Raw genomic sequence first — 26,107 nt, 5'->3', positions numbered from 1 at the left:
ACACCAAAGATCAACAAGCCCTCGGCCAGCACGAAAACACCCCACACCACCACGTCAACACCCACCCACCAGCACAAACAGGATGCAACTAGCTCAGGGAAGTTGCTGTCTCGGCGCGCCGGGAAGCAGCAGTTTCCCCGATGTTGCGCGGATCTTCGCGGCGTCGATCTTCGCGCGGGTCCGTCGGTCAGGCGGTCATCACCCGCTGGTGCAGGGACGACACCGCCGCGCGGGCCGCCACGAACGCGCCGTGCTGCCAGGCCACCTCGTGACTGAGCCAGTCCCCGGCGAAGTAGACCCGCCCGGCCGGCTGGAGCAGCCGGTCGTATCCGGCGGTGCCGTACCGGGGCGAGGTCCAGGCGCCCTCGATGTAGCGGGTCCGGTCCCAGGCGTGCGAGTACGAGGTGACCAGCTCGCTGCGGTACTTGTCACCGTGGATCTTCACGCCCTGGCTGACCGCCCGCTCCTGGCGCAGCTCGGGGGTGAGCCCGCTGTAGGCCCGGGCGTTCGCCCCGGTGTTGTAGTAGCCGACGACCAGGCCCCGCTTGCCGTGGAAGCCGTAGGACGGGTACCAGATGTGCGACAGGTCCAGGTCGGTCTCGGTGATGCCGCCGTAGATCCGCTGGTCGGTCTCCCACCAGCGGCTGCGGTACTCCAGACCGATCTTGCCGGCGGCGGTGACGGGGAAGTCGGCCAGGGCGGCGGTCACGTCGACGCCGAGGTTGTGCGGCACCCGGGCCATCAGGTGCGGTGGCAGCGCGGCCACGCAGTAGTCGGCGGTGAGCTGCGACAGCCGGCCGCCCTGGCGATAGGTCACCTCGACCCGGCTGCCCCGGTCCGTCACTCCGGTCACCTCGGCGTTGAGGCGGATCCGGTGCCCGCCCACGGCCTTGGCGAGGGCACGGGGAATCTGGTCCATCCCGCCGACCGGCTGGAACATCAGCATCGCCTGGTCGTAGCCGAACTCGAAGGAGAAGTACCGGCCCACGTTGCTGGCGAAGACGTCGGAGAGCGCCGGCGGCGCACCGAGCAGGCTGCCGACGTCGTTACCCGCGCCGGGGTACGTGGAGAAGCCGCGTCGGCTGGTCCCGGTGTACGCCCAGTCGCTGGCCCGCCCGCCGATCGCGCCGAAACTCTGCAGGAACGACAGCAGTCGCTCCCGGTCTTCGGTGGTGAGTCGCGCGTCCAGCGCGCCCTGGTCGGTGGCCTTCGCGAGCATCTCCGAGACGTAGCCGTAGACGTCGGCCTTGGCGGTGCGGTAGCGGATTGGCTCGGTCATCCCGGCGGACTCGTTGTAGATCCAGGCGTCGGCGTTCTGGTTGGTGAAGACCTCGACGGGTACGCCCAGCTCCCGGCAGTAGTCCATGGTGACCATCCACTGTGCGATCCGCCCCGGCCCGGCGTTGAAGTAGACGCCGTCGGAGAAGCCGGCCCGCTGGGTGTGGCCGTCGAGGTCGGTCTCGACGTCGCCGCCCCGAATGGTCAGGTTCCGCCCGCCGACGCGGTGCCGCGCCTCCAGGACCGTGCAGTGGTAACCCGCCTTGCCCAGCTCGTACGCGGCGGTCAGCCCCGCGATGCCGCCGCCCAGCACGACGACGCTGGCGCCCGGCCGCCCGGACAGCGTGAAGTCGGACGGTTCCGGCGCCCGGAAGGCCGGGGTCGGCGACGCGGCGGCGCTGGGCGCGAGACCCATGGCGCCCATCGTGGCGAGCATCGCGCCGGCCCCGCCGCTGACCCCGACCGCGCGCAGGAATCCACGCCGGCTCACCGTCGACTGCGTCTGATCACTCATGAACGCCTCCCCTACAAGATCGACTCACGTGAGTCTGTGGAGGGCGTGTTACACCGTTCACGCAACGCGGTTTCCAGTAGGTATCCGGTCTTCTGAGCGCCGTGGAGACCCTCCGGACGGTGCCCGGTCTTCGTCGGCGTCACGAACGGCCGCCGCGACGTCCAGTTGCTCTACGACGTCGAGGTCTACTCCGACACCGCCGGCTGACGCCCCCGCCGGAGGCGAACGGGCGCGACGGCGCCGCGCGGCTATCCGGCGAGGGCGCGGGCGGCGACGGTGAGGTCAGCGACCAGCCCCTCGTACGCGGCGTCCTGGTCGTCGGCGCGCAGCACCGCGGACGGGTGGATGGTCGCCAGCAGCCGGGTCGGCGGAGCGTCGGCCACCGCGCCGGCGCGGTCCACCGGGACCCGCTGGAAGTCCTCGGGGTGCTGGGCCGACGCGGGCCAGGGCAGCAGTTCGCCGCGCTGCCTCGTCACTCGGAAGGACGGGCCGAGCAGCGCCTTGGCGGCGGTGGCGCCGAGCACCACCACGACCGCCGGGTCGAGCCGGGCGAACTCGGCGACCAGCCAGGGGCGGCAGGCCTCGATGTGGATCCGGTCCGGCGTCTGGTGGATGCGCCGCTTGCCGCGCGCCTCAAAACGAAAGTGCTTCACAGCGTTCGTGAGGTACAGCGCGGCCGGGTCGAGGCCGGCGTCGTCGACGGCCCTGCGCAGCAGCCGACCGGCGGGACCGACGAAGGGCAGACCCTTCTGGTCCTCCATGTCGCCGGGCTGCTCGCCCACGAGCACCATGCGGGCGCTCTCGTCACCTCGCCCGAAGACGGTCTGCGTGGCATCCCGGTACAGCTCGCAGCCACGACAGCCACCCGAGGCCGCCCGCAACTCGTCGATGGTGTCGGCATCGGGAGGGATGAACCGTTGGGCGCCGGGGGCGGCGTCGGTCTGCTCGGCCATGCCGACTGTTATATACCTGTTCGGCAGGCCCTGCCGGATACGCCCCGGGGGAGATCCGACGGTCCCCGTCAGTACCCGCCCCCACCTCCGCCGCCACCACACGACGCGAGCGCGATCAGCACGATGATGATCACGATGACCGCGACCGCGACCCCGATCCAGAGCCCTCGATTGCCGCCTGAAGCCATGTCAGCCACCTCCACCGGCGCGCATACCCGCCACGGACCCGGCAAACCTCCTGCGGAGGACGGCACGGGTCAGGTGGCGAAACCGGTGGGTGGGTCGGGACGGGTGGCGCGGGCCAGGGCGACGGCCAGGGGTGTCAGGTCCTCCACGGCCAGGGAACTGACGGTGACGCGCACGGCGGGCGGCGCGGCGATCCGGTAGAGCGCGCCGGGCGCCACCACCCAGCCCGCGTCACGTAACGCGGTGACCACGCTGGTCTCGTCCGGCACCGGCAGCCAGACGTTGATGCCGCTGCGGCCGTGGGCGGTCAGGCCGTGCTCGGCGAGCGCGGCCACCAGACCCGCGCGTCGCAGCTCGTAGCTCTGCGCCGCACGGCCCACCAGGTCGTCGACCGCCGGGTCCCGCCACAGGGCCAACACCAGCCGTTGCAGCACGGTGGACACCCAGCCCGCGCCGACCCGCGTCCGGCCGGTCACCCGGGCCACGGTGGTCTCGTCGCCGGCCAGCACCGCCAGTCGCAGGTCCGGGCCGAAGGGTTTGCTCACCGACCGCAGGAAGGCCCAGCTCGCGGTCGTGCGGGCGAGCGGGTGCAGGGGTACGCGGGCCAGTTCGGCGGCGTGGTCGTCCTCGATGAGCAGCAGGTCCCGCCGCCCGGCGAGCAGCGCGCGCAGCTCCTCGGCGCGGACGGCGGAGACGGCCGCGCCGGTCGGGTTCTGGGCGCGGCTGGTGACCACCAGCGCCCGCGCGCCAGCGGTCAGCGCGGCCGCCACCCCGGCCGTGAGCGGCCCCTCGTCGTCCACCGGCACGCCGATCGGGCGCAGCCCGAGGGCGGCGACCAGGTCGAGCAGGTTGGCCCAGCCGGGGTCCTCCACCGCGACCGCGTCGCCGGGGCGCAGGTGGGCGCCGAGGAGGCGTTCGATGCCGTCCAGCGCGCCACCGGTGAGGGTCAGGTCGTCGGCGGGTACGCCGTCGGCGCGCAGCCGGGCGCGGGCCAGCTCGGCCAGCTCCGGGAGCACCCCGGCCTGCGAGTAGCCGATCGGCGGGCCGGCGTCGGCGGCGAGCGCGGCGAGGTGCGGACCGATCGGGGGCAGCAGCCGGGGGTCGGGCTCGCCCCGGGACAGGTCACGCGCTCCGGGCAGGGGCGCGGGGCGCAGCGCGGAGCGACGGGCGGCCACCGGTGGGCGTGGGCGGACGCGGGTGCCGTGCCGGCCGGCGGTGGTGAGCACGCCACGCTGGCGCAGCTCCTGGTAGGCGCGGGCGACGGTCGCCGGGCTGACGGCGAGGTCGGCCGCGAGGGCCCGGACCGGCGGCAGGGCCGCGCCGGGTGGCAGAGCTCCGGCACGGATGCCCGATTCGATGCTGGCCGAAATCGTGGCGGCCGTCGTCCCGGTGAACTGGTAGCGTGCTGACACAAACAAGAGATTGTACTAGAACAAAGGGGCGCGCATGTATCCACCCACCGCCCGGACCACCGCCACCCGTTCCCGCGAGCGGATGAGCTACGACCGCGAGGCGGCGCACGCCGTCCTCGACGAGGCGTACCACTGCGCGCTCGGCTTCACCGTGGACGGCGAGCCCCGCGTCCTGCCCACCCTGCACGTCCGCATCGGCGACACCCTCTACCTGCACGGCTCCACCGGCAGCCGCCCCCTGCTCGCCGCCCGGGGCGACGGGCTGGCCGTCTGCGTCGCGGTGACGCTGCTCGACGGGCTGGTGTACGCCCGCTCCCAGTTCCACCACAGCGCCAACTACCGCTCGGTGGTCGCGCTCGGCACCGCGCGACTCGTCACCGACGCGCAGGAGAAGAGCGCCGTGTTCACCGCGCTGGTCGAGAAGGTGGGCGCGGGCCGCAGCACGGCCAGTCGCCCGCCGAACCGGCGCGAGCTGGCCGAGACCGCCGTGCTGGCGCTGCCGCTGCGCGAGGTGTCCGTCCGGTCGCGCACCGGCGGCGTCCGGGAGGACGAGGCAGACCTGCACCTGCCGCACTGGGCCGGCGTCCTGCCGCTGCGGATGACCGCCGGGCTGCCAGAGCCCGCCGCCGGGGTCACCGCGCCGCTGCCGGCGTACCTGCGGACGATCCGTACTCCCTGGCACGACCCGGCGACGCTGAGCGGCGAGCACGTCCGACTGGAACCGCTGGACCTGGCACACGCCGACGACCTGCACGCCGCCACCGCCGACGACGACGTCTGGCGGCACCTGACCGTTCCGCGGCCCACCGAGCCGGCCGGGACCGCCGCGGTGATCGCCGCCGCGCTGGCCGCCCAGCAGAGCGGCGAACGGGTGCCCTGGGTGCAGCGCTGCGCGGCGACCGGAACGGTGGTCGGCAGCACGTCGTACTACGAGATCGACCCGGAACGGCGGTCGGTGGCGATCGGGCACACCTTCCTCGGCCGCCCGTGGTGGCGTACCGGGATCAACACCGAGGCCAAGCTGCTGCTGCTCGGCCGGGCCTTCGACGAGCTGGGCGCGGTACGGGTGGCCTGGCACACCGACATCCGCAACGCACGCTCCCAGGCGGCCATCGAACGACTCGGCGCGACCCGGGAGGGGGTGCTGCGGATGCACCGCCAGCGTCCGGACGGCTCGTGGCGGGACACGGTCCAGTACGCGATGACCGTCGACGAGTGGCCGAACGCACAGGCCACGCTGCGGAAAAGACTTCGCCGGACGACACCGGCGGCGTGATGATGGCGGGCGTGCTGGGGATCACCGACATCTGGACGTACGTGCTGGGCACCGTGGCCATCATCCTGCTGCCCGGGCCGAACTCGCTCTTCGTGCTCTCCACCGCCGCCAAGCGGGGCGTGGGGGCCGGCTACCGGGCGGCGGGCGGGGTGTTCGTCGGCGACGGGGTGCTGATGGTCCTCTCCGCCGCCGGGGTGGCGTCGCTGCTCAAGGCGTACCCACCGCTGTTCCTGGTGATCAAGTACGCCGGTGCGGCGTACCTCGGTTATGTCGGGCTGACCATGCTGCGCGGCGCCTGGCGGCGCTGGCGCGACCGCAACGATCCGACCACGCCGCGGCTCATCGACGCCGCGGAGCCGGCGCAGCTGCGCAGCCCCTTCCGCAAGGCGCTGGTGATCAGCCTGCTGAACCCGAAGGCGATCCTCTTCTTCATCTCGTTCTTCATTCAGTTCGTCGACCCCGGGTACGCCTGGCCGGCGCTGTCGTTCCTGCTGCTCGGCCTGATCGCCCAGGTCACCAGCGCGCTCTACCTGACCGCGCTGATCTTCGCGGGGACGTTCCTCGCGGCCCAGTTCCGCCGCCGCCGTCGCCTCGCGGTGGGCGGCACCACGGCGGTGGCAACGCTCTTCCTGGCCTTCAGCCTCAAACTAGCCACCGCCAGCGCGGGCTGACCCCGCCCGCCCCGCCCGCAGCCTTCCGCGCCTTGCCGTAGGTCTCCGCGCCGAAGTCGCCGCGATCTTGCACTTTCTGCTGTCGTTTTGCACCTCTCAACGCGTTTTGCGACAACAGAAAGTGCAAGATCGCGGGGCGCGGGCGGGGCTCGGGGGGCGGGGGGCGAGATCGGTGCGCGGTCAGGTGCCGTCGCCTCCGCCGGAGCCGCCGCCGACCCCGGCCCCTCCTGCGGTGCCGCCCAGGCCGTAGCCGGGTTTGATCGGGGCGTCGGGATGGCGGCTGACGTGGGCGGAATGGCCGATCTGGGCGGACCAGTCGGCGTGGGCGGCGGCCGCCGCGTGGCGGTTGATGGCGTGGCGCAGCCAGCCGTCCACCGTGGCGACCCAGTCCCGCTGCCCGGCGTCGGCGTGCCAGATCCGGAACCGGCTGATGCTCTGATGGGTGATCCCGGCCAGGGCCAGCTTCCGGTCCATCCAGGTGATCACCTCGAGGCCCACCGAGTTCGTCACGAAGATCAATTCCAGCTCGGTGATCGGGCCGGCGTAGAGCGGCCCCACCCAGTAGCCCCAGCGCTGGTGCAGCGGTAGAGCGTGCTCCACCCCGGGCAGGCCGCCCTCCACCAGCCCGGCCTGGCGGATCGAGAAGCCCAGCGTGTCCAGCGCCGCCAGCACGTGCTGCTGGGTGGGGACCGGGTGCACGAAGACCGGCACCATGGCGCCCTGGTCCAGGTCCGGGTCGACGGACACCTCGGTCCGCAGACCCATCCGCAGACTGAGCAGCGGCACCCCGCCGAAGGTGGTCACCGGGGTCTCCCACGGCAGCGGCAACGCGAAGTCGACCGCCCGGCGGCGGCCCGCCGGGACCACGAACCGCCCGGCGATCGGAAGCTGGAAGAACTGCATGAGGCGTCGCGGGGCCGCCGGGTCGTCCGGCTCGACCGTCGTGACCAGGCCGAGCCGGATGTGGCGTACGAGCACGTCGTCCGGGCCGGCGGCGAGAGTCACCCGGCCGGGCAGGCGCAGGCCCGGACGGGTGCTCGGGTTTCCAAGCGTGGTCTGTACGGACAGCCCGGTCCAGCCGGACTCCCGAGACACCCCCGTCAACCGCATCGCGCGCCCCCCGCCAGGTCACCTCAACTGTCGCCGACCTGGCGGGGGATCACCCGGAACTTCCGGAAAGTGCGGTCCTAGCGGAGTCGGCGGCCGCGCGGCACCGTGTCGGTCTCGTCGTCGAACTCGCCGATGACCTCCTCCAACAGGTCCTCCAGGGCGACGAAGCCGATCGGGCGGGCCGGGCCACCCCCGTTGCGGACGAGCGCGAGCTGCGACTGTCGGGCGCGCATCGCGGCCACCGCCTCGGTGACCGAGGACGTCGCCGGCAGGGTGAACGCCGGTGTCATCAGCTCACCGGCCATGGCGGCCCGGCCGGTGGTGACCGCCCGTACCGCCTCCCGGACGTGCACCAGACCGCAGACGTCGCCGCCCGCGTCCAGCACCGCCAGCCGTGACCGGCCGCTGTCCCGGCTGACCTGCTCGATCCGCTCGGCCGGGTCGTCACGCCGGACCGTGACCATGGTGGCGAACGGCTCCATCACCTGTGCCACCGACGTGCCCTGCAACTCGAGCATGCTGGTGAGCAGCTGGTGCTGCTCCGCGCCGAGCAGCCCGTGCTCGCGGGACTGCTCCAGCAGCATCCGCAGCTCGTCCGGGCCGTGCACCTGGGCGAGCTGGTCCTGCTGGTTGACGCCGACCAGCCGCAGGATCGCGTTGGCCAGCGCGTTCAACGCCGACAGCACCGGGCGGGACACCCGGGCGAAGGCCCGGAACGGCAACGCGAGCAGCGTCGCCGACCGCTCGGCGTCGGTGATCGCCCACGACTTCGGCGCCATCTCCCCCACCACCAGGTGTAGGAAGGTCACCAACCCGAGGGCGAAGACCAGTGCGACCACGTGACTGGCCGCGTCGGGCAGCCCCACCACGTGCAGCAGCGGGCTGACCAGGTGCTCGATCGCCGGCTCGGCCAGCGCGCCGAGCCCCAGCGTGCACAGGGTGATGCCGAGCTGCGCACCGGCCAGCATCAGCGACAACTCGCGGACGCCGTCCAGCGCGGCCCGTGCCGCCCGGCCACCGGTGGCCGCCGCCTGCTCCAACCGGTACCGCTTGCTGGCCACCAGGGCGAACTCGGCGGCCACGAAGAACCCGTTCAGCCCCAGCAGGACGCCGGAGCTGATCAACGCGATGCCGGGGCTCATGCGGACACCTCGCGCCGCTCGCCACGGTCGCTGAGTTGCAGCCGTACCGAGTCGGCGACGTGCCGGTCCACGGCCAGCACCTCGACCAGCGCCCGGGGCTCCGCCTCGCCCTCCTCGGCCTCGACGCCCTCAGGCAGCAGGCTGATCTCCAGCCGGTCGCCGACCTCGGGCACCCGGCCCAGCTCCCGCATGACCAGCCCGGAGAGCGTGTCGTACTCCGGGGCCTCGGGCAACGCGATGCCGGTGCTGTCGGCGACCTCGTCGATCCGCCAGCGGGCCGGCACCACCCAGGAGCCGTCCTCCTGACGGGCGGGCGCCCGCTCCGGCGGGTCGTCCTCGTCCCGGATCGGACCGACCAGCTCCTCGGCGATGTCCTCCAGGGTGATCACGCCGGCGAAACCGCCGTACTCGTCGACCACGCAGGCCATCTGCCGGTGCCCGGAGCGCAGGCGGTCCAGCACCGTGGGCAGGGGCAGGGTCTCCGGTACGAGCAGCGGCGGGCCGGCCACCGCGCTGACCGGGGTGGTGGCCCGTTCGGCGGGCGGTACGCCGAGCACGTCGGCGATGCCCACGATGCCGAGCAGGTCGTCGACGCCCTCCGCGCCACGGACCGGGAAGCGGGAGTGGCCGGTGTCCAGCAGCTCGACCACCCGGCTCACCGGCTCGTGCCCCCGGACGGTGTGCACGTCGACCCGGGGCACCATGGCCTCGCCGGCGGTCAGCTCACGAAAGTCGAGCCCCCGGTCGAGCAGCGTGGACATCTCGGCGTCCAGGCTGCCCTCCTCGCGTGACTCGGCGATGATCTGTTCCAGGTCGGCGGGGGTCGCGCCGCTGGGCAGCTCCTCGATCGGCTCGATGCCGACCCGGCGCAGCAACCGGACCGACGCCCGGTCGAAGAGCCGGATCACCGGACCGGCGATGGCCAGGTAGAAGAGCGTGGACCGGCTCAGCGCCCGGGCCAGCGGTACGGCCCGGGCGATGGCGAGGTTCTTGGGCGCCAGCTCGCCGAGGACCATCTGCACGACTGTGGCGATGACCAGGGCCAGCGCCACCGACAGCGGCAGGCTCACGGACTCGCTGACGCCGGCGACGCCGAGCAGGTCGGCGAGGCCGCCACCGAGGTACGGCTCGGCGACGTAACCGACCAGCAGCGCGGTGACGGTGATGCCGAGTTGCGCGCCGGAGAGCATGAAGGAGAGCCGGCTGGTGACGGCGAGGGCCCGCGCGGCGGCCTGGTCGCCGTCGTCGGCGAGCTGGCGCAGCTTGCCCCGGTCGACGGCGACGTAGCCGAACTCCTGTGCCACGAAGTAACCGGTGGCGGCGGTGAGCACGATGATGAGAAGAAGACCGACGACGATCAACACGGGACGCTCAGGGCTCCCGGGGTCGTCGGGACGGGGATATGCCGGGCACGACCCGGCTGGCTACTGCTGCCCTCCTGGGCAGAGGAGTCGATCATGCCGTCATTTTATCGGCGTTGCCTGGGACTCCGCTGAGGGTGGGCCGAAGGAGTCGAACGTCCTGTTCAGCCCGGCCGCGACCGGCCGTCGCCCCGCCCGCCGGTCGACTCGGTCCCGGCCAACTCGTCCGCGTCGAGCAGGCCCCGGTCGAGCCGGCCGGACCGGTAGGCGGCCCGGGCGATCATTTGCGCGGCGACCGGGGCGGTGGCCAACTGGAAGACCCCGACCAGCAGGATCATGCCAAGGTCGGCCCGGGACCGCAGTCGCAGCGCGATCCCGAGCAGCAGCAGGAGCACGCCGAGCACCTGGGGCTTGGTGGCCGCGTGCATCCGGGACAGGGCGTCCGGGAAGCGCAGCACGCCGATGCCGGCGCACAGCGCGAGCAGCGCGCCGGCGACCAGGCAGACGGCCCCGAGCCAGTCGGCGATCGTCGCGAGCACGCCCGGCATCAGGAGGGCTCCCGGACGGCGAAGCGGACCAGCGAGACCGAGCCCACGAAGCCGAGCAGGGACAGCACCACCAGTACGGGCAGCGTGGTGGCGTGCCGGTTGACCGCCGCCTCCGCGCCCACCGCGCCGACCATGGTGGCGAGCAGCATGTCCGCCGCGATCACCCGGTCCAGCAGCGAGGGCCCCCGGTAGAGCCGGATCAGCACGAGCAGCGTGGTCACCGACAGCAGGACGGTGAGGACGACGGCCAGGAACGTGATCATTGGGCGATTCCCTTCTCGGCGGGACCGGGTTCCACGCGGCGCAGTTCGTCCGCGGTGCCCACCGCCCGGACGATGCGTCGTTCGACCTCGAGGGTGCGGTCCCGGGCCAGCGCCAGGTCCGCCGGGCCGTGGGTGTCCAGCACGTGCAGGTAGAGCACCCCGGGCTCGCGATCCACCTTGAGGATCAGCGTCCCGGGCACCAGCGAGACCGCCTCGGCGGTGAGCGCCAGGTTCAGGTCCGTACGCACCCGCAACGGGACGGCGATGATCGCGCCGCGGGGCCGGTAGCCGGGTTGCACGGCGATCCGGGCGATGTGCAGGCTCGCGGTGACCAGTTCGACGACGAACCGACCGGCGAACGCCAGCAGCGCCCCCGGGCGCAGCCGCCCGCCGAAGGTGACCGCCGGCAGGGGGAAGAACAGCAGGACCGCGCCGCCCACCAGCAGGCCACCGATGATGTTCGCCAGGTTGATCTCACCCCAGAGCAGGTTCCAGACGAGCACCAACCAGCCCAGCGCCAGCGTCTGGTCCCGCCAACGCCCGAGCCGACCTCCCCTGGCGGCGTCCGTCGGGGGCGCGCCACGCGGGTTCGTCACGGCACGTCACCGGGCAGGACAGCGCGCACGTACGGCGTACGCGAGAGCAGGTCGGTGGCCGCGTCGGCGGTGACGTCGAACAGGGGGCCGGCCAGCACGGTCAGCGACACTCCCAGGGCGACCAGTGCGACGGTCGCGCCGACCGTCAGGGCGGGCAGCCGGACGGTCGGTTCGTCGGTGGCGATCCGGGGCGCCCGCCAGAACGCGATGTTCCACACGCGGGAGGCCACGTACAGGGTGAGCAGGCTGGTGAGCGTCCCGGCGGCCACCAGCGTCGCGGGCAGCGCCCCGCCGGCCGCCACCCCGGCCTGGAGCAGACCGAGCTTGCCGAGGAACCCGGAGAACGGGGGCACCCCGGCGAGGTTCATCGCCGGGACGAAGAAGAGGACGCCCAGCAGGGGCGCCACCCGGGCCAGTCCGCCGAGACGACGCAGGTCGGTGCTGCCGGCGCGCTCCTCGACCAACCCGGCGACCAGGAACAGGGTCGTCTGGATGGTGATGTGGTGCACCACGTAGAAGATCGCCCCGGCGAGCCCGGCCGCGGTGCTCAAGGCCACCCCGAAGATCATGTAGCCGATGTGGCTGACCAGGGTGAACGAGAACAGCCGCTTCATGTCCGACTGCGCCACGGCGCCGAGGATGCCGACCACCATCGTCAGGCCGGCGACGACCATGAGCAGGTCGTCGACCTGGCCACCCGGGAAGAGCAACGTCTCGGTACGGATGATCGCGTACACGCCCACCTTGGTGAGCAGCCCCGCGAACACGGCGGTCACCGGGGCCGGAGCGGTGGGATAGCTGTCCGGCAGCCAGGCCGACAGCGGAAAGACCGCGGCCTTGATCGCGAACGCGAGCAGCAGCATCAGTTGCAGGGTCACGCGGACGTTGTCCGGCAGGTCGTCGAGACGCTGGGCGAGCTGCGCCATGTTGAGCGTGCCGGTGGCCGCGTACACCAGTCCCACCCCGGCCAGGAAGATCATCGAGGAGAGGACGCTGACCACCACGTACGTCGATCCGGTGCGGATGCGCGTCTCGGTGCCGCCCAGCGTGATCAGCACGAAGCTGGCCGCCAGCAGGATCTCGAAGCCGACGAACAGGTTGAACAGATCGCCTGCCAGGAACGCGTTGGTGACGCCCGCGGTGAGCACCAGGTAGGTCGGGTGGAAGATGACCACCGGCGCGCTCTCGCTGGTCTCGCTGCGACCCTGGCCGATCGAGTACACCAGCACGCACAGGGTCACCGCCGAGGACACCACCAGCATCAGCGCGGCCAACTGGTCGGCCACCAGCACGATGCCGACCGGTGGCGGCCACCCACCGACCGCGAGCACCACCGGCCCGTGCCGGTACGCCTGCACCAGCAGCACTAGCGCGACGGTGAACGTCACCGCCAGGCAGAGCACGCTGACCGTACGCTGCACCCGGGGCCGGTCGGCCAGCAGCAGGGTCAGCGCCGCGCCGAGCAGCGGCACCACCACCGGCAGGGGCAGGAGCCGGCTCACGACGCGTCGTCCTGCTGGCCACGTCGGAGTCGGCGGCGGGCCGGCTCCGGGTCGACCTGCTCCGGATCGCCGTTCGAACCCTCACCGCCACGGTCGACCGCGCCCACCCCGTGGTCCTCCGCGCGACGGATGATCTGGCGGTCCTCCAGGTCGTCGGGCACCTCGTCGTCGCCGGTGAGATACCAGCTCCGGTACGCCACGGCGAGCAGGAACGCGGTGAACCCGAACGTGATCACGATCGCGGTCAGCACCATCGCCTGGGCCAGCGGGTCACTCATCCGGTCCACCGGGCCGGTGCCCACGACGGGAGCGCCACCCGAGCGGCCACCCAGCAGGATCAGCAGGTTGACACCGTTGCCGAGCAGGATGACGCCGAGCAGGATCCGGGTGAGACTGCGCTCCAGCAGCAGGACCACCCCGCACCCGACGAGCGCCGCGACGGCGAGCACCAGCACCAACGTGGGCCCGGCGCCACCCGCCGTCACTGCGCCACCTCTGTTCGCGACTGCGGGGCTCGCAAACCCGGCTCACTCCTCGCGCTCACGGCCGTCCGCCCTTGTCGATGGCCAGACCGCCGCTCTCCGTACCGGTGGCCTCGATGTGTCGGTCCACCTCGGCGCCGAGACTGCGCAGGATGTCCAGCAGCAACCCGATCACGATCAGGTACACGCCGATGTCGAAGAAGAGCGACGTGACCAGGTGGACGTCGCCGACCAGCGGGAGGGACACGTCGAGCTTCGCGCTCTCCAGCACCGATCCACCGGCCAGCAGCGCCACCGCGCCCGTACCCACCGCCAGGGCCAGCCCCGCGCCGAGGATCAGTCCGGCCCCCACCGGGGCGGCGTCGGTCAGCTCGTACCTGCCGCCGGCCAGGTAGCGAACGACCAGCGCGAGCCCGGCCACCAGGCCGCCCGAGAACCCGCCGCCCGGCGCGTTGTGCCCGGAGAAGAGCAGGAACAGCGAGAACAGCACCACCGTGTGGAAGATAAGTCGGGTGACCACCTCCAGGACGATCGACCGCTGCTCCTCGTAGAGGGTCGGGCCACCCCGCAACCAGACCGGGCGGTCGGACCCGAGCGTCCCGGCGGCGGCGGACTCCGGCCGGCGCGGCCTCGGCCCGGTACGGGACCGCTCGAAGATCAGGCTGGCCACCCCGGTCGCGGCCACCACCAGCACCGACACCTCCCCCATGGTGTCCCAGGCCCGGATGTCGACGAGGGTCACGTTGACCACGTTGCGGCCGTACCCCTCGCCCACGGCGAGGGCCGGGAAGACGGTGGAGATGTCCGGCGCGCGGCGGGCGCCGGCCGCGACGAGCGCGAGCCCGCCGGCCACCACGCCCATCGCCACGCCGATCGCCCGACGCGTCCACCTGCTGCGGCGCAGCGGCCGGGCCGAGAACCGCTGCGGCAGGCGGCGCAGCACCAGCACGAACACCGCGATGGTCGCGGTCTCCACCAGGAACTGGGTGAGCGCCAGATCCGGTGCGCCGTGCAGGATGAACAGCATCGCGGTGCCGTAGCCGGTGACGCCGACCAGCAGCATCGCGGTCAACCGCCGACGAGCGCCGACCGCGAGCAGCGCGGCCACCGCGATGACCACCACGACCACCGGTTGCAGCGGGTTGTCCCAGAGCGGGAGCCGGGCCCGCCACGGCGCGGCGACGAGCATCGCCCCACCGGGCAGCAGTACGAGGGTGACGAGAATGATGCCGAGGTACTGCGGTAGCGAGCCGCGCTGTGTCGCGCCGGTGACCCCGATGGCGAACCGGTCGAACCGGCCCACGACCCACTCGTACCCCTGATTGCCGCCGACCGGCGACCGGAGCCGGGCCAGCGCGGGGGCGAGCGGCCCGCGCAGCGCGAAGAGCAGGATGCCGCCGGCAAGCGCCAACACGGACAGACCGAGCGCCGCGGTGGGTCCGGGCCAGAGCGTCAGGTGCGCGTCGAGGGTCCCCAGCAGCTCGGCGTACGGACTCAGCAGACCGTCGAGCACGCCTGCGGCGGGGCCGGCGAGCAGCCCGACGACGGCGAGCACCGCCGGTGGGAGCAGCATCGACGCGGCGACCGGCGCGGGTGGCACCGGTTCGACGCCGGGCCGGTCGGCGAACGCGCCCCAGAGGAAGCGGGCGCTGTACGCGACGGTGAGCACCGTTCCGGCGACCAGCCCGGCGAGGACCACCGGGTCGCTGGTGAACGCCGCGAACACCGCCTCCTTGGCGACGAACCCGACGAGCGGCGGTACGCCCGCCATCGACGCCGCCGCCAGCACCGCGACCACGAACAACGGCCGGGACCAGCGGCGCAGTCCGGACAACTCGCGCAGGTCACGGGTCCCGGCGCCGTGGTCGATGACGCCGACGACCAGGAACAGCGCCGCCTTGAACAGGGCGTGCGCCAGCAGCATCGCCGTGCCGGCCAACGCGGCGTCCGGTGTGCCCGAGCCGGTCACCGCGACCAGCAGGCCCAACTGGCTGACCGTCCCGTACGCGAGCAGCAGCTTGAGGTCGTTCTGTCGCAGCGCCGCCCAACCGGCGACGAGCATGGTCGCCACCCCGGCGCTGAGGACCAGCGGTCGCCACGGACCCACCGTGGCGAGCACCGGCGCCAGCAGCCCGACCAGGTAGACGCCGGCCTTGACCATCGCGGCCGCGTGCAGGTACGCGCTGACCGGGGTGGGCGCCGCCATCGCGACCGGCAGCCAGGAGCTGAACGGGAGCACCGCCGACTTCGACAGCGCCCCGGCCAGGATCAGCAGCACCGCGGTGACGAGGTAGCCACCTCCGGGCAGCGGGTGGGCGGCGATCTCGGACCAGCGGTAGCTCCCGGCGTGCTCGCCCAGCAGGATGAACCCGACCAGCATGGCCAGCCCGCCCAGCGTGGTGACGGTCAGCGCCTGCGCCGCCGCCCAGCGGCTGGCCCGGCGTTCGGTGCTGTGCCCGATCAGCAGGTACGAGAAGATCGTGGTCAACTCCCAGCCGACGTAGAGCAGCAGCAGGTCGTCGGCGAACACCAGGACGAGCATCGCGCCGGCGAAGGCCACCAGGACGGCCGCGACCTGGGCCATCCCGGGGGAGCCGGCGTCGAAGTACCGGGCGCTGTAGACCAGCACCAGCGCGCCGACGCCGCCGACCAGCAGGGTCATGAGCCAGGACAGCGTGGTGACGCGCAGCGCGATGTCGAGGCCCAACTGCCCGATCCACGGGTACGTCTCGACGACCGCGCCGCCGTGCGCGACGGCCGGGGTACGGGCCAGCGCCCAGCCGAACGCGGCGGCCGGCGCGAGCGCCAGCGGATAGCATGCGCGCGGACCCCACCACCGGACGAGAAGCGGCGCGACGAGGGCCGCCACGAGGTGGAGGATGAGCAGTACCAGCACTCGCGCTCCCGATCGAGGTGGCCGACACCCGTACAGCGGTGGTGTCTTCAGCGATCAGACGCCAGATCCACGCCCAACGGGCGGTTTTACCGGAATTGCTCCGCTATGGGGGGCAATGTGCGATCAGTAGCGGTCGCCAGCGCCGGCGGTCAGCGCAGCAGGGCGTCGCCGACGGGCAGCGCGTCGTCGAGATCCTGACGACCTCGGCGCAGGTCGGCCAGTAGGTCGACGCGACCGAGTTGGCGGGCGACCTTGGCGACGACCCGTTCCGCGACGGCGAGAGACCGCATCGAGAGCAACCGGCCCCGGCTCTCCCGGCGCAGCACGAAGTAGTGCACGGCGACGCGGACCTGACCCCGGTCGGCGGCGCTGGCCTGGGCGGTGGAGACGACCAGCTCCCGCAGGCAGCCGGCGAGACGCTCGGCGAGCTCCAGCTCGGGCCCGTGCAGACCGCCGCGGAGCGTGGCGAGGTGACTGTCGACCTTGCGGATCAACACATCGGTGCCGGGCTCGACGTGTCGCGGCTCGCCGGTCATCCGATCCCTCCCACCCGATTCGCGTTGCGGGTGAAGTTACTTTATGTTGCTCCTCACAAGCAAGCAGTTAAGTGAGACTTAACGTATTAAAGGTGCATCAGGCGCAATTTCCACGTCGCGTGGCACGATCCACCGAGGGTCGTTCGTCGTTGTCGTACCGGCGGGGCACGATGGATCGGTGAGCGGGGCAGACGCGGGTAACGGCGAGGTGTTGGACGGGTTCGGTCCCGCCACCCGCGCCTGGTTCGAGGCCGCCTTCGCCGCTCCCACCGCCGCCCAGACCGGCGCCTGGCAGTCGGTCTCGGCCGGCCGTAACGCCCTGGTCGTGGCGCCCACCGGCTCCGGCAAGACGCTCGCGGCCTTCCTCTGGTCGCTGGACCGGCTGGCCCGCGAGCCCGCGCCGACCGAGGCACGCCAGCGGTGCCGCGTGCTCTACGTCAGCCCGCTCAAGGCCCTCGCCGTCGACGTCGAACGCAACCTACGCGCGCCGCTGGCCGGCATCCGGCAGGCGGCCACCCGGCTCGGCGTACCGCCACCGGACATCACCGTCGGGATGCGCACCGGTGACACGCCGGCCGACGAGCGACGGGCCTTCGCCCGCACCCCACCCGACATCCTCATCACCACACCCGAGTCACTGTTCCTGCTGCTGACCTCGGCCGCCCGGGATTCGTTGCGCGGCGTCCAGACGGTGATCGTCGACGAGGTCCACGCGGTGGCCGGCAGCAAGCGCGGGGCGCACCTCGCCCTCTCCCTGGAACGCCTCGACGAGCTGCTGCCCACGCCGGCACAACGGATCGGCCTCTCCGCCACCGTCCGGCCGATCGACGCCTGCGCCCGCTTCCTCGGCGGTGCCCGGCCGGTCGACGTCGTGCAGCCGCCCACGGCGAAGACGATCGAGGTCAGCGTGCAGGTGCCGGTGGAGGACATGACCCGGCTCGACGAGCAGGAGCAGCCACCCGAGGACGCCCTCGGCGGGCCCGGGCCGCGCCGGGCCTCGATCTGGCCGGCTGTCGAGGAGCGGGTCTTCTCGCTGATCGGGCAGCACCGCTCCACCATCGTCTTCACCAACTCCCGCCGCAGCGCCGAGCGCCTGTGCGCACGGCTCAACGAACTGGCCGCCGAGGAGGTGGCCACCGCCGCGATCGCCTCCACGTCGGGCGAGGGCGCGATCGTCGTACCCCCGGGGTCGTCGTCGGTCGACGAGCCGGCGGCCGACGACGGCCCGGCGACCGGCGCGCAGCGGTGGGGTGGCCCCGCCGGCCCGGCGCGCAGCCGGCCCCCGGCCGAGGTGATGGCGCAGTCCGGCGCGGCGGTCGGTGCCGCTCCGGTGATCGCCCGCGCGCACCACGGCAGCGTTTCGCGGGAGGAGCGCAAACACATCGAGGAGGCGCTCAAGTCCGGCCAGCTCCCGGCGGTGGTGGCGACCTCCAGCCTGGAGCTGGGCATCGACATGGGCGCGGTCGACCTCGTGGTGCAGATCGAGGCCCCGCCGAGCGTCGCCTCCGGCCTGCAACGCGTCGGGCGCGCCGGGCACCAGGTGGGCGCGGTGTCCCGGGGTGTGGTCTTCCCCAAGCACCGGGGCGACCTGCTGTCCTGCGCGGTGGTGGCCGAGCGGATGACCGACGGCGCGATCGAGGAGCTGCACTACCCGCGTAACCCCCTCGATGTCCTGGCGCAGCAGATCGTCGCGATGGTGGCCCTAGAGCCGTGGCAGGTGGGTGACCTGGCGGTGCTGGTCCGGCGGGCCGCGCCCTTCGCGGAGCTTCCCGATTCGGCCCTGCACGCCGTGCTGGACATGCTCTCCGGTCGCTACCCGTCCACGGCGTTCGCCGAGCTGCGTCCCCGACTGGTCTGGGATCGGGCCAGCGACCAGCTCACCGGTCGCCCCGGCGCGCAACGGCTGGCGGTGACCAGCGGCGGCACGATCCCCGACCGGGGCCTGTTCGGGGTCTTCCTGGCTGGTGCCGAGCGGGCCGCCCGGGTCGGCGAGCTGGACGAGGAGATGGTCTACGAGTCGCGCGTCGGCGACGTCTTCCTGCTCGGCTCGTCCTCGTGGCGCATCGAGGAGATCACCCCCGACCGGGTGCTGGTCTCCCCCGCGCCGGGTCAGGCCGCGCGGATGCCGTTCTGGAAGGGCGACCAGCTCGGCCGCCCGGTGGAACTGGGCCGGGCCATCGGCGCGCGGGTCCGCACGCTGCTGCGCCAGAGTGACGAGGCGGCGCTGGCCACGCTGCGCGAGGGTGGGCTGGACGACTGGGCCGCCACCAACCTGATGGCCTACCTGCGCGACCAGCGGGAGGCCACCCGCTCCCTGCCCGACGACCGGACCGTCGTCGTCGAGCGCTTCCGTGACGAGCTGGGCGACTGGCGACTCGCCGTGCACAGCGTCCTCGGCGCGCGGGTCAACGGGCCCTGGGCCCTCGCCGTGGGCCGCCGGCTGGCCGAGCGGTACGGGGTGGACGCCCAGGTCATGCCCTCCGACGACGGGATCGTGGTACGCCTCCCGGACACCGCCGACGAGCCACCCGGCGCCGACGTGGTCGTCTTCGAGCCCGACGAGATCGCCCAGCTCGTGCAGGAGTCGGTCGGCACCTCCGCGCTCTTCGCCGCCCGGTTCCGGGAGTGCGCCGCCCGGTCGCTGCTGCTACCCCGCCGCGACCCACGCCGCCGCCAGCCGCTGTGGCAGCAGCGGCAACGCGCCGCGCAACTGCTCGACGTCGCCCGCGAGTACGCCGACTTCCCGGTCACCCTGGAGGCCGCCCGGGAGTGCCTCCAGGACGTCTTCGACCAGCCGGCGCTGGCCGACCTGATGCGCGACCTGGCGGCCCGCAAGGTCCGCCTGGTCGAGGTGGAGACCAGCGCGCCGTCGCCGTTCGCCCGGTCGCTGCTCTTCGGCTACGTGGGCGCGTTCCTCTACGAGGGCGACGCCCCCCTCGCCGAGCGCCGGGCCGCCGCCCTGGCCCTGGACTCCACGCTCCTCGGTGAACTGCTCGGCCGGGTCGACCTGCGCGAGCTGCTGGATCCGGAGGTGCTCGCCGAGACCGACCGGCAACTGCGCTGGCTCACCGAGCAGCGCCGCCCGCGCGACGCGGAGGACGTGGTCGAGCTGCTGCGGGTGCTGGGCGACCTCAGTGACGTCGAGCTGACCGAGCGGGGCGTGCCGGAGGGCTGGCTGAGCGAGCTGGAGGCCGCCCGCCGGGTGCTGCGGGTACGGATCGCCGGCGAGCAGCGCTGGGTCGGCATCGAGGACGCCGCCCGGCTGCGCGACGCGCTCGGCGTGGCGCTGCCCGTCGGGGTGGCCGAGGCGTACCTCGCCCCGGTGGTCGACCCGCTGGGCGACCTGGTGGCCCGGTACGCCCGCACCCACGGCCCGTTCGCCGCCGCGACCTGCGCGGCCCGCTTCGGGCTCGGCGTCTTCGTGGTCGAGCAGACGCTGCGCCGCCTGGCCGCCACCGGCCGCGTCGTCTCCGGCGAGTTCACGCCCGACACGGCCGGCGCGCAGTGGTGCGACGCCGAGGTGTTGCGGATGCTGCGCCGCCGCTCGCTCGCGGCGCTGCGCCGGGAGATCGAGCCGGTGCCACCGCGGGCTCTCGCCAGCTTCCTGCCCCGCTGGCAGCAGGTCGGCTCGTCGGCTCGGGGTGTGGAGGCGCTCGCCGCCACGGTGGAGCAGCTGCAGGGCGCCGCCGTGCCCGCGTCCGCGCTGGAACGGCTGGTGTTGCCCGGCCGGGTCGCCGACTACTCCCCCGCCCAGCTCGACGAGCTGTGTGCCAGCGGGGAGGTGCTCTGGGCCGGCTCCGGGGCGATCTCCGGAGGCGACGGCTGGGTCACCCTGGCGTACGCGGACTCCGCGCCGCTGCTGCTTCCGCCGCCCGACGAGGCGTTGACGCGTACCCCGCTGCACGACGCGGTGCTCGACGCCCTCGGCGACGGGCAGGCGCTGTTCTTCCGCGCGCTGGCCGACCGGGCCGGCGGCACCGACGATGCCGCGCTGACCGGTGCCATCTGGGACCTGGTCTGGGCCGGGCACCTCACCAACGACACGCTCGCCCCGCTGCGGGCGGTGCTCGGCGCGGGTGGAGCGCACCGGTCGCGCCCGTCCGCGCCGCGCACCCGCTACCGGCGGCCCGGCCGGGTGGCGCTGCCCACCCGCAGTGGCCCACCGACCGTCGCCGGCCGCTGGTCGCGGCTTCCGGACCGCGATCTCGACCCGACCAGGCGGGCCGCCGCCCTCGCCGACGTCCTGCTCGAACGGCACGGGGTCGTCACCCGGGGCGCGGTCATGGCCGAGCAGGTGGTCGGCGGGTTCTCGGCGGTCTATCCGGTGCTGTCGGCGCTGGAGGAGCGTGGCGCGGCCCGCCGGGGCTACTTCGTCGAAGGCCTCGGCGCGGCACAGTTCGCGGTGCCCGGCGCGGTGGACCGGCTCCGCGCCCTGGCCGAGCCGGCCGACGGCGCGCGGGGTCGGGGTGGCCCGGCCAGTGTCCTGGCGGCCACCGATCCCGCCAACCCGTACGGTGCGGCGCTCGGGTGGCCGGACCGCGTCGTCGACTCCGGCGACGGGGCCACCGCCGCGACCGGGCACCGGGCGGGCCGTAAGGCCGGCGCCCTGGTGGTGCAGGTCGGCGGCGACCTCGTGCTGTACGTGGAACGCGGTGGCCGGACCCTGCTCTCCTTCACCGACGACACCGAGACGCTCGCGGCGGCCGGTAAGGCGCTGGCCGACGCCGTCCACTCCGGAGCGTTGGGCGCGATGTCGGTCGAGCGGGCCGACGGCGAGGCGGTGCACTCGTCGCCACTGCGTGACGCGCTGACCGCCGCCGGCTTCCGGGCCACCCCGCGCGGCCTGCGCCTACGCGGCTGACCCGACCCGCGCGGCCTACGTCTGCCGCTGGCTCAACCCGTGGATGCGTCCGCCCTGCGCGCCTGGCCGACCGCGCGTCCGGTCTCCGCACGCGTCGCGGCCTTCCCTGCGTGACGACCACTCGTGTGGCGGACCCGCTCTCGCGCGCGGCATCCGCACGCGATTCGGGTAGCTCTGCCGTGCCAGGCACCGGCGACGTTGATGCCTGTGAGTCATCTTGATGACTCACAGGCATCAGAGCCACAAGGTTGTGCCCCGCCGCAGCCACTTGATGGACTGCGCCGCCGCGAGGCAGCCGGGGGGCAGCGAGGCAGTCTCAGCGGAGGCCGTTGAGAACCTTCTCGTAGCGGACGCGGTCGGCTGCCGGAGTCTTGGCGTCGAGGTAGTTGAGCACCACGGCCCCACGCCGGTACGACTGGCCACCCCACGTCTCGGCGACGTCGCCGGCGCTGGTCTCGTCGGGGAACACGAAGACGGTAACGCCGTCCGTGGTGACGATCTCGGAGCAGCCCAGCCCGAGACCGTCCGGACCACAGTCGACCGAGCGGTCCTTCGGGTGCGTGACCCGTAGGCCGGCGGTCCGGAACGCTTCGATGACCTGCCGGGCGCTGGGGGCGCCCGCCGGGCGCTGGGGCAGCACCACCGGCGGCGGACTGGCCGGCCGGCGTTCGACCGGTCCCTGCGGCGGCGCCGACGGCACGGTGGACGGCGCGGCGGACCGCGGCGGCGGTGTAGCACCGTCGGTGCGGGACGGGCCCGCCGAGGTGCTCGGCACGCTCGGCAGGTCCGTGGCCTGGACGGCCGAGGACGTAACACCGGGGGCGGCACTCGACGGCGCGGGGTCGCCACCACGGCCGCAGCCGGCGACGACGGCAGCGGCGACCAGCAGGACCCCGACGGCGGGCAGACTCCGAAGCGTCACAGGCGAAGTCTGCCCAACCACGCTGGGTGGCGGGAGGGGCCGGTCGGCCAGCACGCTGTCCGCTATCTGCCACCCGGGTCAGCCGGATTGCTGGGGGCGGGGGTGTGCGCGGGGGCGTGGGCGGGGGTGAGGGCGTTAGCCTGCGGGGGTGTCCGGCACACCGTGGATCTCGTTGACCACCGACTACGGCCTCGACGACGGCTTCGTGGCCGCCTGCCACGGGGTGATCGCTCGGATCGCTCCCGCCGCCCGGGTCATCGACGTGACGCACCTGGTGCCGCCGGCGGACGTCCGGCGCGGCGCCGCCGTGCTGGCGCAGACCGTGCCGTACCTGCCGGTGGGCGTGCACGTGGCGGTGGTCGATCCGGGGGTCGGGACCGCCCGACGGGGCATCGCGCTGGCCACCCCGGGAGGGCTGCTGGTCGGCCCGGACAACGGGTTGCTGCTCGACGCGGCCACCGCGCTCGGCGGAATCAGCGCCGCCGTGGAGCTGACCGAGCCACGGTGGGTGGCGGCACGGGTGTCCGGCACGTTCCACGGCCGGGACGTCTTCGCCCCGGTGGCGGCGCGCCTGGCGCTCGGGGCGTCACTGGCCGGGGCCGGTCCGGCGGTCGACCCGGGTGAACTGGTCCGGCTGCCAGCGCCGGTCGTGACCCGTGACGCCGACGGCTTCACCGCCGAGGTGCTGACCGTCGACCGCTTCGGCAACGTGCAGCTGGCCGCGCCGGGCGAGGTGCTCGGGGCGCTCGCGGCCACCGTCCGGGTCGGCCCGCCCGGGCCGACGCCGTCCCACCCGGCGGTACACGGACGGACGTTCGGCGACGCGCCGCACCAGGCCCTGCTGGTGTACGTGGACTCGGCCGACCTGGTGGCGGTCGCGGTCAACGGCGGTCGGGCCGTGGACGTCCTCGGGGTGCGCCCGGGTGACCTCCTGCGGGTGGCCGGGTGACATTCGACTGTGGAATGCTGCCCCGGTGGGTGAACACGTAGTTCCCGTGGGCTGTCCCTGTTGTGCCTCCCGGACCGGCGGCGGGACCTGCCCGGTCTGCTTCTGGACGGACGACGGCCAGAGCGATGCCGACGCGGACGCGGTGCGGGGCGGCGCCAACGGCGACCTGAGCCTGTCGCACGCCCGGCTCAACTACGCCGTCTACGGGGCCAGTCACCCGCGTTACCAGGACATGGTGCGTCCCGCCCGCCCCGACGAGCGCCCCTGACGCGGCGCCCGCCGAAGCGGGGTCGTCTCAGCAGACCGGTACGGTGCCGCCGTAGACGGTGGAGACGTACGCGTGGCTGACGTACTGCCCGGCGGCCAGGCGGTTCCACCTGGTGGTGGTGCGGTACGGGCCGGCGACCGACTGGCCGGTGACGTAGCACTGGACCGGCACGTTGGCGAACCGCGCGGCGAGGCCACGGATCGCGTACGACGTGCCGGGCCCGCTGCGGATGTTGAGCGGGCCGTCACCCACCACGGCGCGCGGCCCGCCGCCGGTCCACAGGTACGCGACGTCCACCCAGGCGTTTGTGGTGAGTTGCAGACCGTCCCAGAAGGTGCCGTCGGCCAGGTCGATGCCGGCCGGGTTGAGCACGGTACGCCCGAACTGGTCCCGCCCACCGTTGTAGCCGGACTGGTAGGCGGCCTGCGCCTCGGGCCGGCCCTGCGGCAGGTTCTTCCAGTTCTCGCGTACGGCGGACGGGTTCCAGTAGTCGTCCCGGGTGTTCCAGGGCCCGACGTCCCAGACCGGGGCGTACTCGCAGCGCGCGCCCGTCGTGGTGCAGACCCGCACGGTGTAGTCGCCGGTGTTGAGCGGCGAGAGGCCCCGACGCGACGGTAGGGCCACGAAGTGGTCGCGCGGCTGTACGGTGCGGCCGTTGGCGGTCAGTTCGCCGACCAGTCCGATCCGGGTGGCGTACACCCGGTAGGTGAGGCCGGGTGTGGCGGCGGAGACGGCGGCGGTCGCGTCGGCGGTGAGCTGGACGCCGCGTACCGTCGCGGTGGCCCCGCCGGCCCGCGCGGTCAGCACCACCCGGGTCTGCACGCGGCTGACCGGGCGGTCGAAGGTCACGCCGGCGGTCGCGGCCCGCCACTCGGTCCAGCCGCTGAGCCGCCATCCGCGCACCTGCGCCTCCGCGCTCGCGCCGGCGGGGACGTCCGCGTCGATCTCGGCGCGGACCCGGGTGGCCGGGCGGGCGAGGGTGCGGGGGGCGCTGAGGAGCATGCCCTCGGCGAGCGCGCTGTGTGGGCTGCGGGGGCTGCGTCCGCCCGGGCGGGCCTCGCGCAGCCGTACTCCGGCGGCGGTGCGGCGGACATTGACGTCGTCCCGGTCGACGACCGACAGGTCGGCGCTCCACCGTTCCCCGGCCGGCGCGGCGGCGGTCAGGGTGAGCGAGCCGGCGGTCGCGGGGGCGGCGGTCCGGGCGGCGCTGCCGACGGGCACCAGGGCTGCGGTGAGCGCGAGAGCGAGGATGGCGGCGAGGGTGGGAGGTCGGATAAGACAATGGTGTCGTCTCATGGGCATTCTCCTCAGAACCCCCTGACCATCGCATGTCCGGAGATCATGAGGAACCTGACTACAAATAGCGACACATGCGAATCTTGCTCGAAAGAGGGAGGATGGCAGCGTGCCCGAAGGTGACACCGTCTGGAACACCGCCCGCGTGCTGCACCGCGCGCTGGCCGGCGCGCGGCTGACCGGCTCCGACTTCCGGGTGCCCCGGCTCGCCACCACCGACCTCACCGGCTGGACCGTCCGCGAGTCGGCCAGCCGGGGCAAGCACCTGCTGCTCCGCCTCTCCGCCCCGGACGACGCGCCGTGGACGCTCCACTCCCACCTGCGGATGGACGGCGCCTGGCGGGCGTACGCGCCGGGCGAACGGTGGAACGGCCGGCCCGCGCACCTGATCCGGGTGGTGCTGCGCAGCCCCGGCGCGGTGGCGGTGGGCTACCACCTGCACGAGCTGGATCTGGTGCCGACCGCCGAGGAGGACGCCCTGGTGGGCCACCTCGGGCCGGACCTGCTCGGCCCCGACTGGGACCCGGCCGAGGCCGTTGACCGCCTCGGCGCGGATCCCGAGCAGACCATCGGCGAGGCGCTGCTCGACCAGCGCAACCTGGCCGGGGTCGGCAACCTCTACAAGTGCGAGGTGCTGTTCCTGCGGGGCGTGTCGCCGTGGACGCCCGTCGGCGCGGTGCCCGACCTGCCGGGCATGGTCGCCCTCGCGCAGCGGTTGCTGGCCGCGAACCGCGGACGCTGGACGCAGAGCACCACCGGCTCGCTGCACCGGGGGCAGACCAGCTACGTCTACGGCCGCCGCGCCCAGCCGTGCCGCCGCTGCGGCACCGCCATCGGCAAGGAGGAGCTGGGCGAGCGCGTCACCTACTGGTGCCCGGTCTGCCAGCCCGAACGGTCGGGGAGTCCGACGCCGGGCTGACCGGACGTTGTGGATCGAGGTCATCCCAGATACGGACGATTGGGTAATTCCTAACCGACCCTTCGACGTCGCATGCTGCGGTTGGGTGCTCACCGCCTGTCAGCAGAGTGCCGAGGGCCGCCACGCCGGGGTGGTGTTCTTCCTCGTGCCCCGACCCCGGGGAGAG

General features: G+C 73.4%; 21 protein-coding genes. 6 read left to right on the top strand and 15 right to left on the bottom strand.

Features of this window, described 5'->3' with window-relative positions; all coding sequences use genetic code 11:
• Positions 1-187: 187 nt before the first annotated feature.
• From ABZ272_RS21420 to ABZ272_RS21410, 3 genes are all read right to left on the bottom strand, one after another.
• Positions 188-1,792, bottom strand: a complete 1,605-nt coding sequence (locus ABZ272_RS21420) for an FAD-dependent oxidoreductase (RefSeq protein WP_355051695.1) — start codon at positions 1,790-1,792, stop codon at positions 188-190.
• A 248-nt stretch (positions 1,793-2,040) separates the two neighbouring features.
• Complete coding sequence (locus ABZ272_RS21415; protein ID WP_355051694.1) at positions 2,041-2,745, bottom strand: UdgX family uracil-DNA binding protein; 705 nt, start codon at positions 2,743-2,745, stop codon at positions 2,041-2,043.
• Between the two features lie 257 nt (positions 2,746-3,002).
• Positions 3,003-4,343 (bottom strand): aminotransferase class I/II-fold pyridoxal phosphate-dependent enzyme, encoded by a 1,341-nt coding sequence (locus ABZ272_RS21410; protein ID WP_355051693.1) that lies wholly within the window; start codon positions 4,341-4,343, stop codon positions 3,003-3,005.
• 34 nt (positions 4,344-4,377) lie between these two features.
• On the opposite strand from ABZ272_RS21410, the gene ABZ272_RS21405 reads away from it, so the two are divergent.
• Positions 4,378-5,619: a bifunctional pyridoxamine 5'-phosphate oxidase family protein/GNAT family N-acetyltransferase gene (locus ABZ272_RS21405; RefSeq protein ID WP_355051692.1), complete on the top strand. Its 1,242-nt coding sequence runs from the start codon at positions 4,378-4,380 to the stop codon at positions 5,617-5,619.
• Positions 5,619-6,290, top strand: a complete 672-nt coding sequence (leuE, locus tag ABZ272_RS21400) for a leucine efflux protein LeuE (protein ID WP_355051705.1) — start codon at positions 5,619-5,621, stop codon at positions 6,288-6,290. The genes ABZ272_RS21405 and leuE overlap by 1 nt, the downstream gene beginning before the upstream one ends.
• Positions 6,291-6,470: 180 nt before the next feature.
• Here the strand turns inward: leuE and ABZ272_RS21395 are convergent, their stop codons facing one another.
• From ABZ272_RS21395 to ABZ272_RS21350, 10 genes are all read right to left on the bottom strand, one after another.
• Positions 6,471-7,400, bottom strand: coding sequence for a sporulation protein (locus ABZ272_RS21395; RefSeq protein WP_355051691.1), 930 nt, complete (start codon positions 7,398-7,400; stop codon positions 6,471-6,473).
• Positions 7,401-7,477: 77 nt separating this feature from the next.
• A complete protein-coding gene (locus tag ABZ272_RS21390; RefSeq protein ID WP_355051690.1) occupies positions 7,478-8,542 on the bottom strand; it encodes a hemolysin family protein in 1,065 nt (354 codons plus the stop codon).
• The gene (locus ABZ272_RS21385; protein ID WP_355051689.1) at positions 8,539-9,906 is read right to left on the bottom strand and encodes a hemolysin family protein; all 1,368 of its coding nucleotides are present in this window, start codon (positions 9,904-9,906) and stop codon (positions 8,539-8,541) included. Before ABZ272_RS21385 ends, ABZ272_RS21390 begins: the two co-directional genes overlap by 4 nt.
• Positions 9,907-10,067: 161 nt before the next feature.
• Positions 10,068-10,451 carry a monovalent cation/H(+) antiporter subunit G gene (gene mnhG, locus ABZ272_RS21380; RefSeq protein WP_355051688.1) on the bottom strand — a complete coding sequence of 128 codons (384 nt, stop codon included), beginning with the start codon at positions 10,449-10,451 and terminating at the stop codon, positions 10,068-10,070.
• A complete protein-coding gene (locus ABZ272_RS21375) occupies positions 10,451-10,714 on the bottom strand; it encodes a monovalent cation/H+ antiporter complex subunit F (RefSeq protein ID WP_355051687.1) in 264 nt (87 codons plus the stop codon). Before ABZ272_RS21375 ends, mnhG begins: the two co-directional genes overlap by 1 nt.
• Positions 10,711-11,310, bottom strand: a complete 600-nt coding sequence (locus tag ABZ272_RS21370; protein WP_355051686.1) for a Na+/H+ antiporter subunit E — start codon at positions 11,308-11,310, stop codon at positions 10,711-10,713. Before ABZ272_RS21370 ends, ABZ272_RS21375 begins: the two co-directional genes overlap by 4 nt.
• Positions 11,307-12,812, bottom strand: a complete 1,506-nt coding sequence (locus tag ABZ272_RS21365; RefSeq protein WP_355051685.1) for a Na+/H+ antiporter subunit D — start codon at positions 12,810-12,812, stop codon at positions 11,307-11,309. Before ABZ272_RS21365 ends, ABZ272_RS21370 begins: the two co-directional genes overlap by 4 nt.
• Entirely contained in the window at positions 12,809-13,297 is a 489-nt protein-coding gene (locus ABZ272_RS21360) for a Na(+)/H(+) antiporter subunit C (protein ID WP_355051684.1), read from the bottom strand. Before ABZ272_RS21360 ends, ABZ272_RS21365 begins: the two co-directional genes overlap by 4 nt.
• A gap of 55 nt (positions 13,298-13,352) precedes the next feature.
• The gene (locus tag ABZ272_RS21355; protein WP_355051683.1) at positions 13,353-16,190 is read right to left on the bottom strand and encodes a Na+/H+ antiporter subunit A; all 2,838 of its coding nucleotides are present in this window, start codon (positions 16,188-16,190) and stop codon (positions 13,353-13,355) included.
• Between the two features lie 149 nt (positions 16,191-16,339).
• Positions 16,340-16,726, bottom strand: a complete 387-nt coding sequence (locus ABZ272_RS21350; protein WP_355051682.1) for a hypothetical protein — start codon at positions 16,724-16,726, stop codon at positions 16,340-16,342.
• Between the two features lie 178 nt (positions 16,727-16,904).
• Between ABZ272_RS21350 and ABZ272_RS21345 the strand changes: the two genes are divergently transcribed.
• Positions 16,905-21,587 (top strand): DEAD/DEAH box helicase, encoded by a 4,683-nt coding sequence (locus tag ABZ272_RS21345; protein ID WP_355051681.1) that lies wholly within the window; start codon positions 16,905-16,907, stop codon positions 21,585-21,587.
• A gap of 316 nt (positions 21,588-21,903) precedes the next feature.
• Here ABZ272_RS21345 and ABZ272_RS21340 read toward each other — a convergent pair whose 3' ends face one another.
• On the bottom strand, positions 21,904-22,509 hold the full coding sequence (locus ABZ272_RS21340; RefSeq protein WP_355051680.1) for a hypothetical protein: 606 nt from the start codon (positions 22,507-22,509) through the stop codon (positions 21,904-21,906).
• A 148-nt stretch (positions 22,510-22,657) separates the two neighbouring features.
• Here ABZ272_RS21340 and ABZ272_RS21335 point away from each other — a divergent pair, with 148 nt between their 5' ends.
• Together ABZ272_RS21335 and ABZ272_RS21330 are read left to right on the top strand one after the other, a co-directional pair.
• Complete coding sequence (locus ABZ272_RS21335; protein WP_355051679.1) at positions 22,658-23,458, top strand: SAM-dependent chlorinase/fluorinase; 801 nt, start codon at positions 22,658-22,660, stop codon at positions 23,456-23,458.
• A gap of 25 nt (positions 23,459-23,483) precedes the next feature.
• Positions 23,484-23,726: a CPCC family cysteine-rich protein gene (locus tag ABZ272_RS21330; protein ID WP_039905669.1), complete on the top strand. Its 243-nt coding sequence runs from the start codon at positions 23,484-23,486 to the stop codon at positions 23,724-23,726.
• A 27-nt stretch (positions 23,727-23,753) separates the two neighbouring features.
• Here ABZ272_RS21330 and ABZ272_RS21325 read toward each other — a convergent pair whose 3' ends face one another.
• Positions 23,754-25,022 carry a hypothetical protein gene (locus ABZ272_RS21325; RefSeq protein ID WP_355051678.1) on the bottom strand — a complete coding sequence of 423 codons (1,269 nt, stop codon included), beginning with the start codon at positions 25,020-25,022 and terminating at the stop codon, positions 23,754-23,756.
• Between the two features lie 109 nt (positions 25,023-25,131).
• Here ABZ272_RS21325 and ABZ272_RS21320 point away from each other — a divergent pair, with 109 nt between their 5' ends.
• On the top strand, positions 25,132-25,941 hold the full coding sequence (locus tag ABZ272_RS21320) for a DNA-formamidopyrimidine glycosylase family protein (protein WP_355051677.1): 810 nt from the start codon (positions 25,132-25,134) through the stop codon (positions 25,939-25,941).
• Positions 25,942-26,107 lie beyond the last annotated feature (166 nt).

Origin of the sequence: Micromonospora sp. NPDC005979, from assembly GCF_040614415.1 — a bacterium.
Lineage (GTDB): Bacteria > Actinomycetota > Actinomycetes > Mycobacteriales > Micromonosporaceae > Micromonospora.
The sequence above is the reverse complement of the archived record's forward strand: the minus strand, read 5'-3'. Positions and strand labels throughout refer to the sequence as shown.

Excerpts from the sequence above, each read along its gene's own strand:
- ABZ272_RS21420 (WP_355051695.1), bottom strand. The coding sequence starts at position 1,792 with ATGAGTGATCAGACGCAGTCGACGGTGAGCCGGCGTGGATTCCTGCGC.
- ABZ272_RS21415 (WP_355051694.1), bottom strand. The coding sequence starts at position 2,745 with ATGGCCGAGCAGACCGACGCCGCCCCCGGCGCCCAACGGTTCATCCCT.
- ABZ272_RS21405 (WP_355051692.1), top strand. The coding sequence starts at position 4,378 with ATGTATCCACCCACCGCCCGGACCACCGCCACCCGTTCCCGCGAGCGG.
- leuE (WP_355051705.1), top strand. The coding sequence starts at position 5,619 with ATGATGGCGGGCGTGCTGGGGATCACCGACATCTGGACGTACGTGCTG.
- ABZ272_RS21395 (WP_355051691.1), bottom strand. The coding sequence starts at position 7,400 with ATGCGGTTGACGGGGGTGTCTCGGGAGTCCGGCTGGACCGGGCTGTCC.
- ABZ272_RS21390 (WP_355051690.1), bottom strand. The coding sequence starts at position 8,542 with ATGAGCCCCGGCATCGCGTTGATCAGCTCCGGCGTCCTGCTGGGGCTG.
- mnhG (WP_355051688.1), bottom strand. The coding sequence starts at position 10,451 with ATGCCGGGCGTGCTCGCGACGATCGCCGACTGGCTCGGGGCCGTCTGC.
- ABZ272_RS21375 (WP_355051687.1), bottom strand. The coding sequence starts at position 10,714 with ATGATCACGTTCCTGGCCGTCGTCCTCACCGTCCTGCTGTCGGTGACC.
- ABZ272_RS21350 (WP_355051682.1), bottom strand. The coding sequence starts at position 16,726 with ATGACCGGCGAGCCGCGACACGTCGAGCCCGGCACCGATGTGTTGATC.
- ABZ272_RS21325 (WP_355051678.1), bottom strand. The coding sequence starts at position 25,022 with ATGAGACGACACCATTGTCTTATCCGACCTCCCACCCTCGCCGCCATC.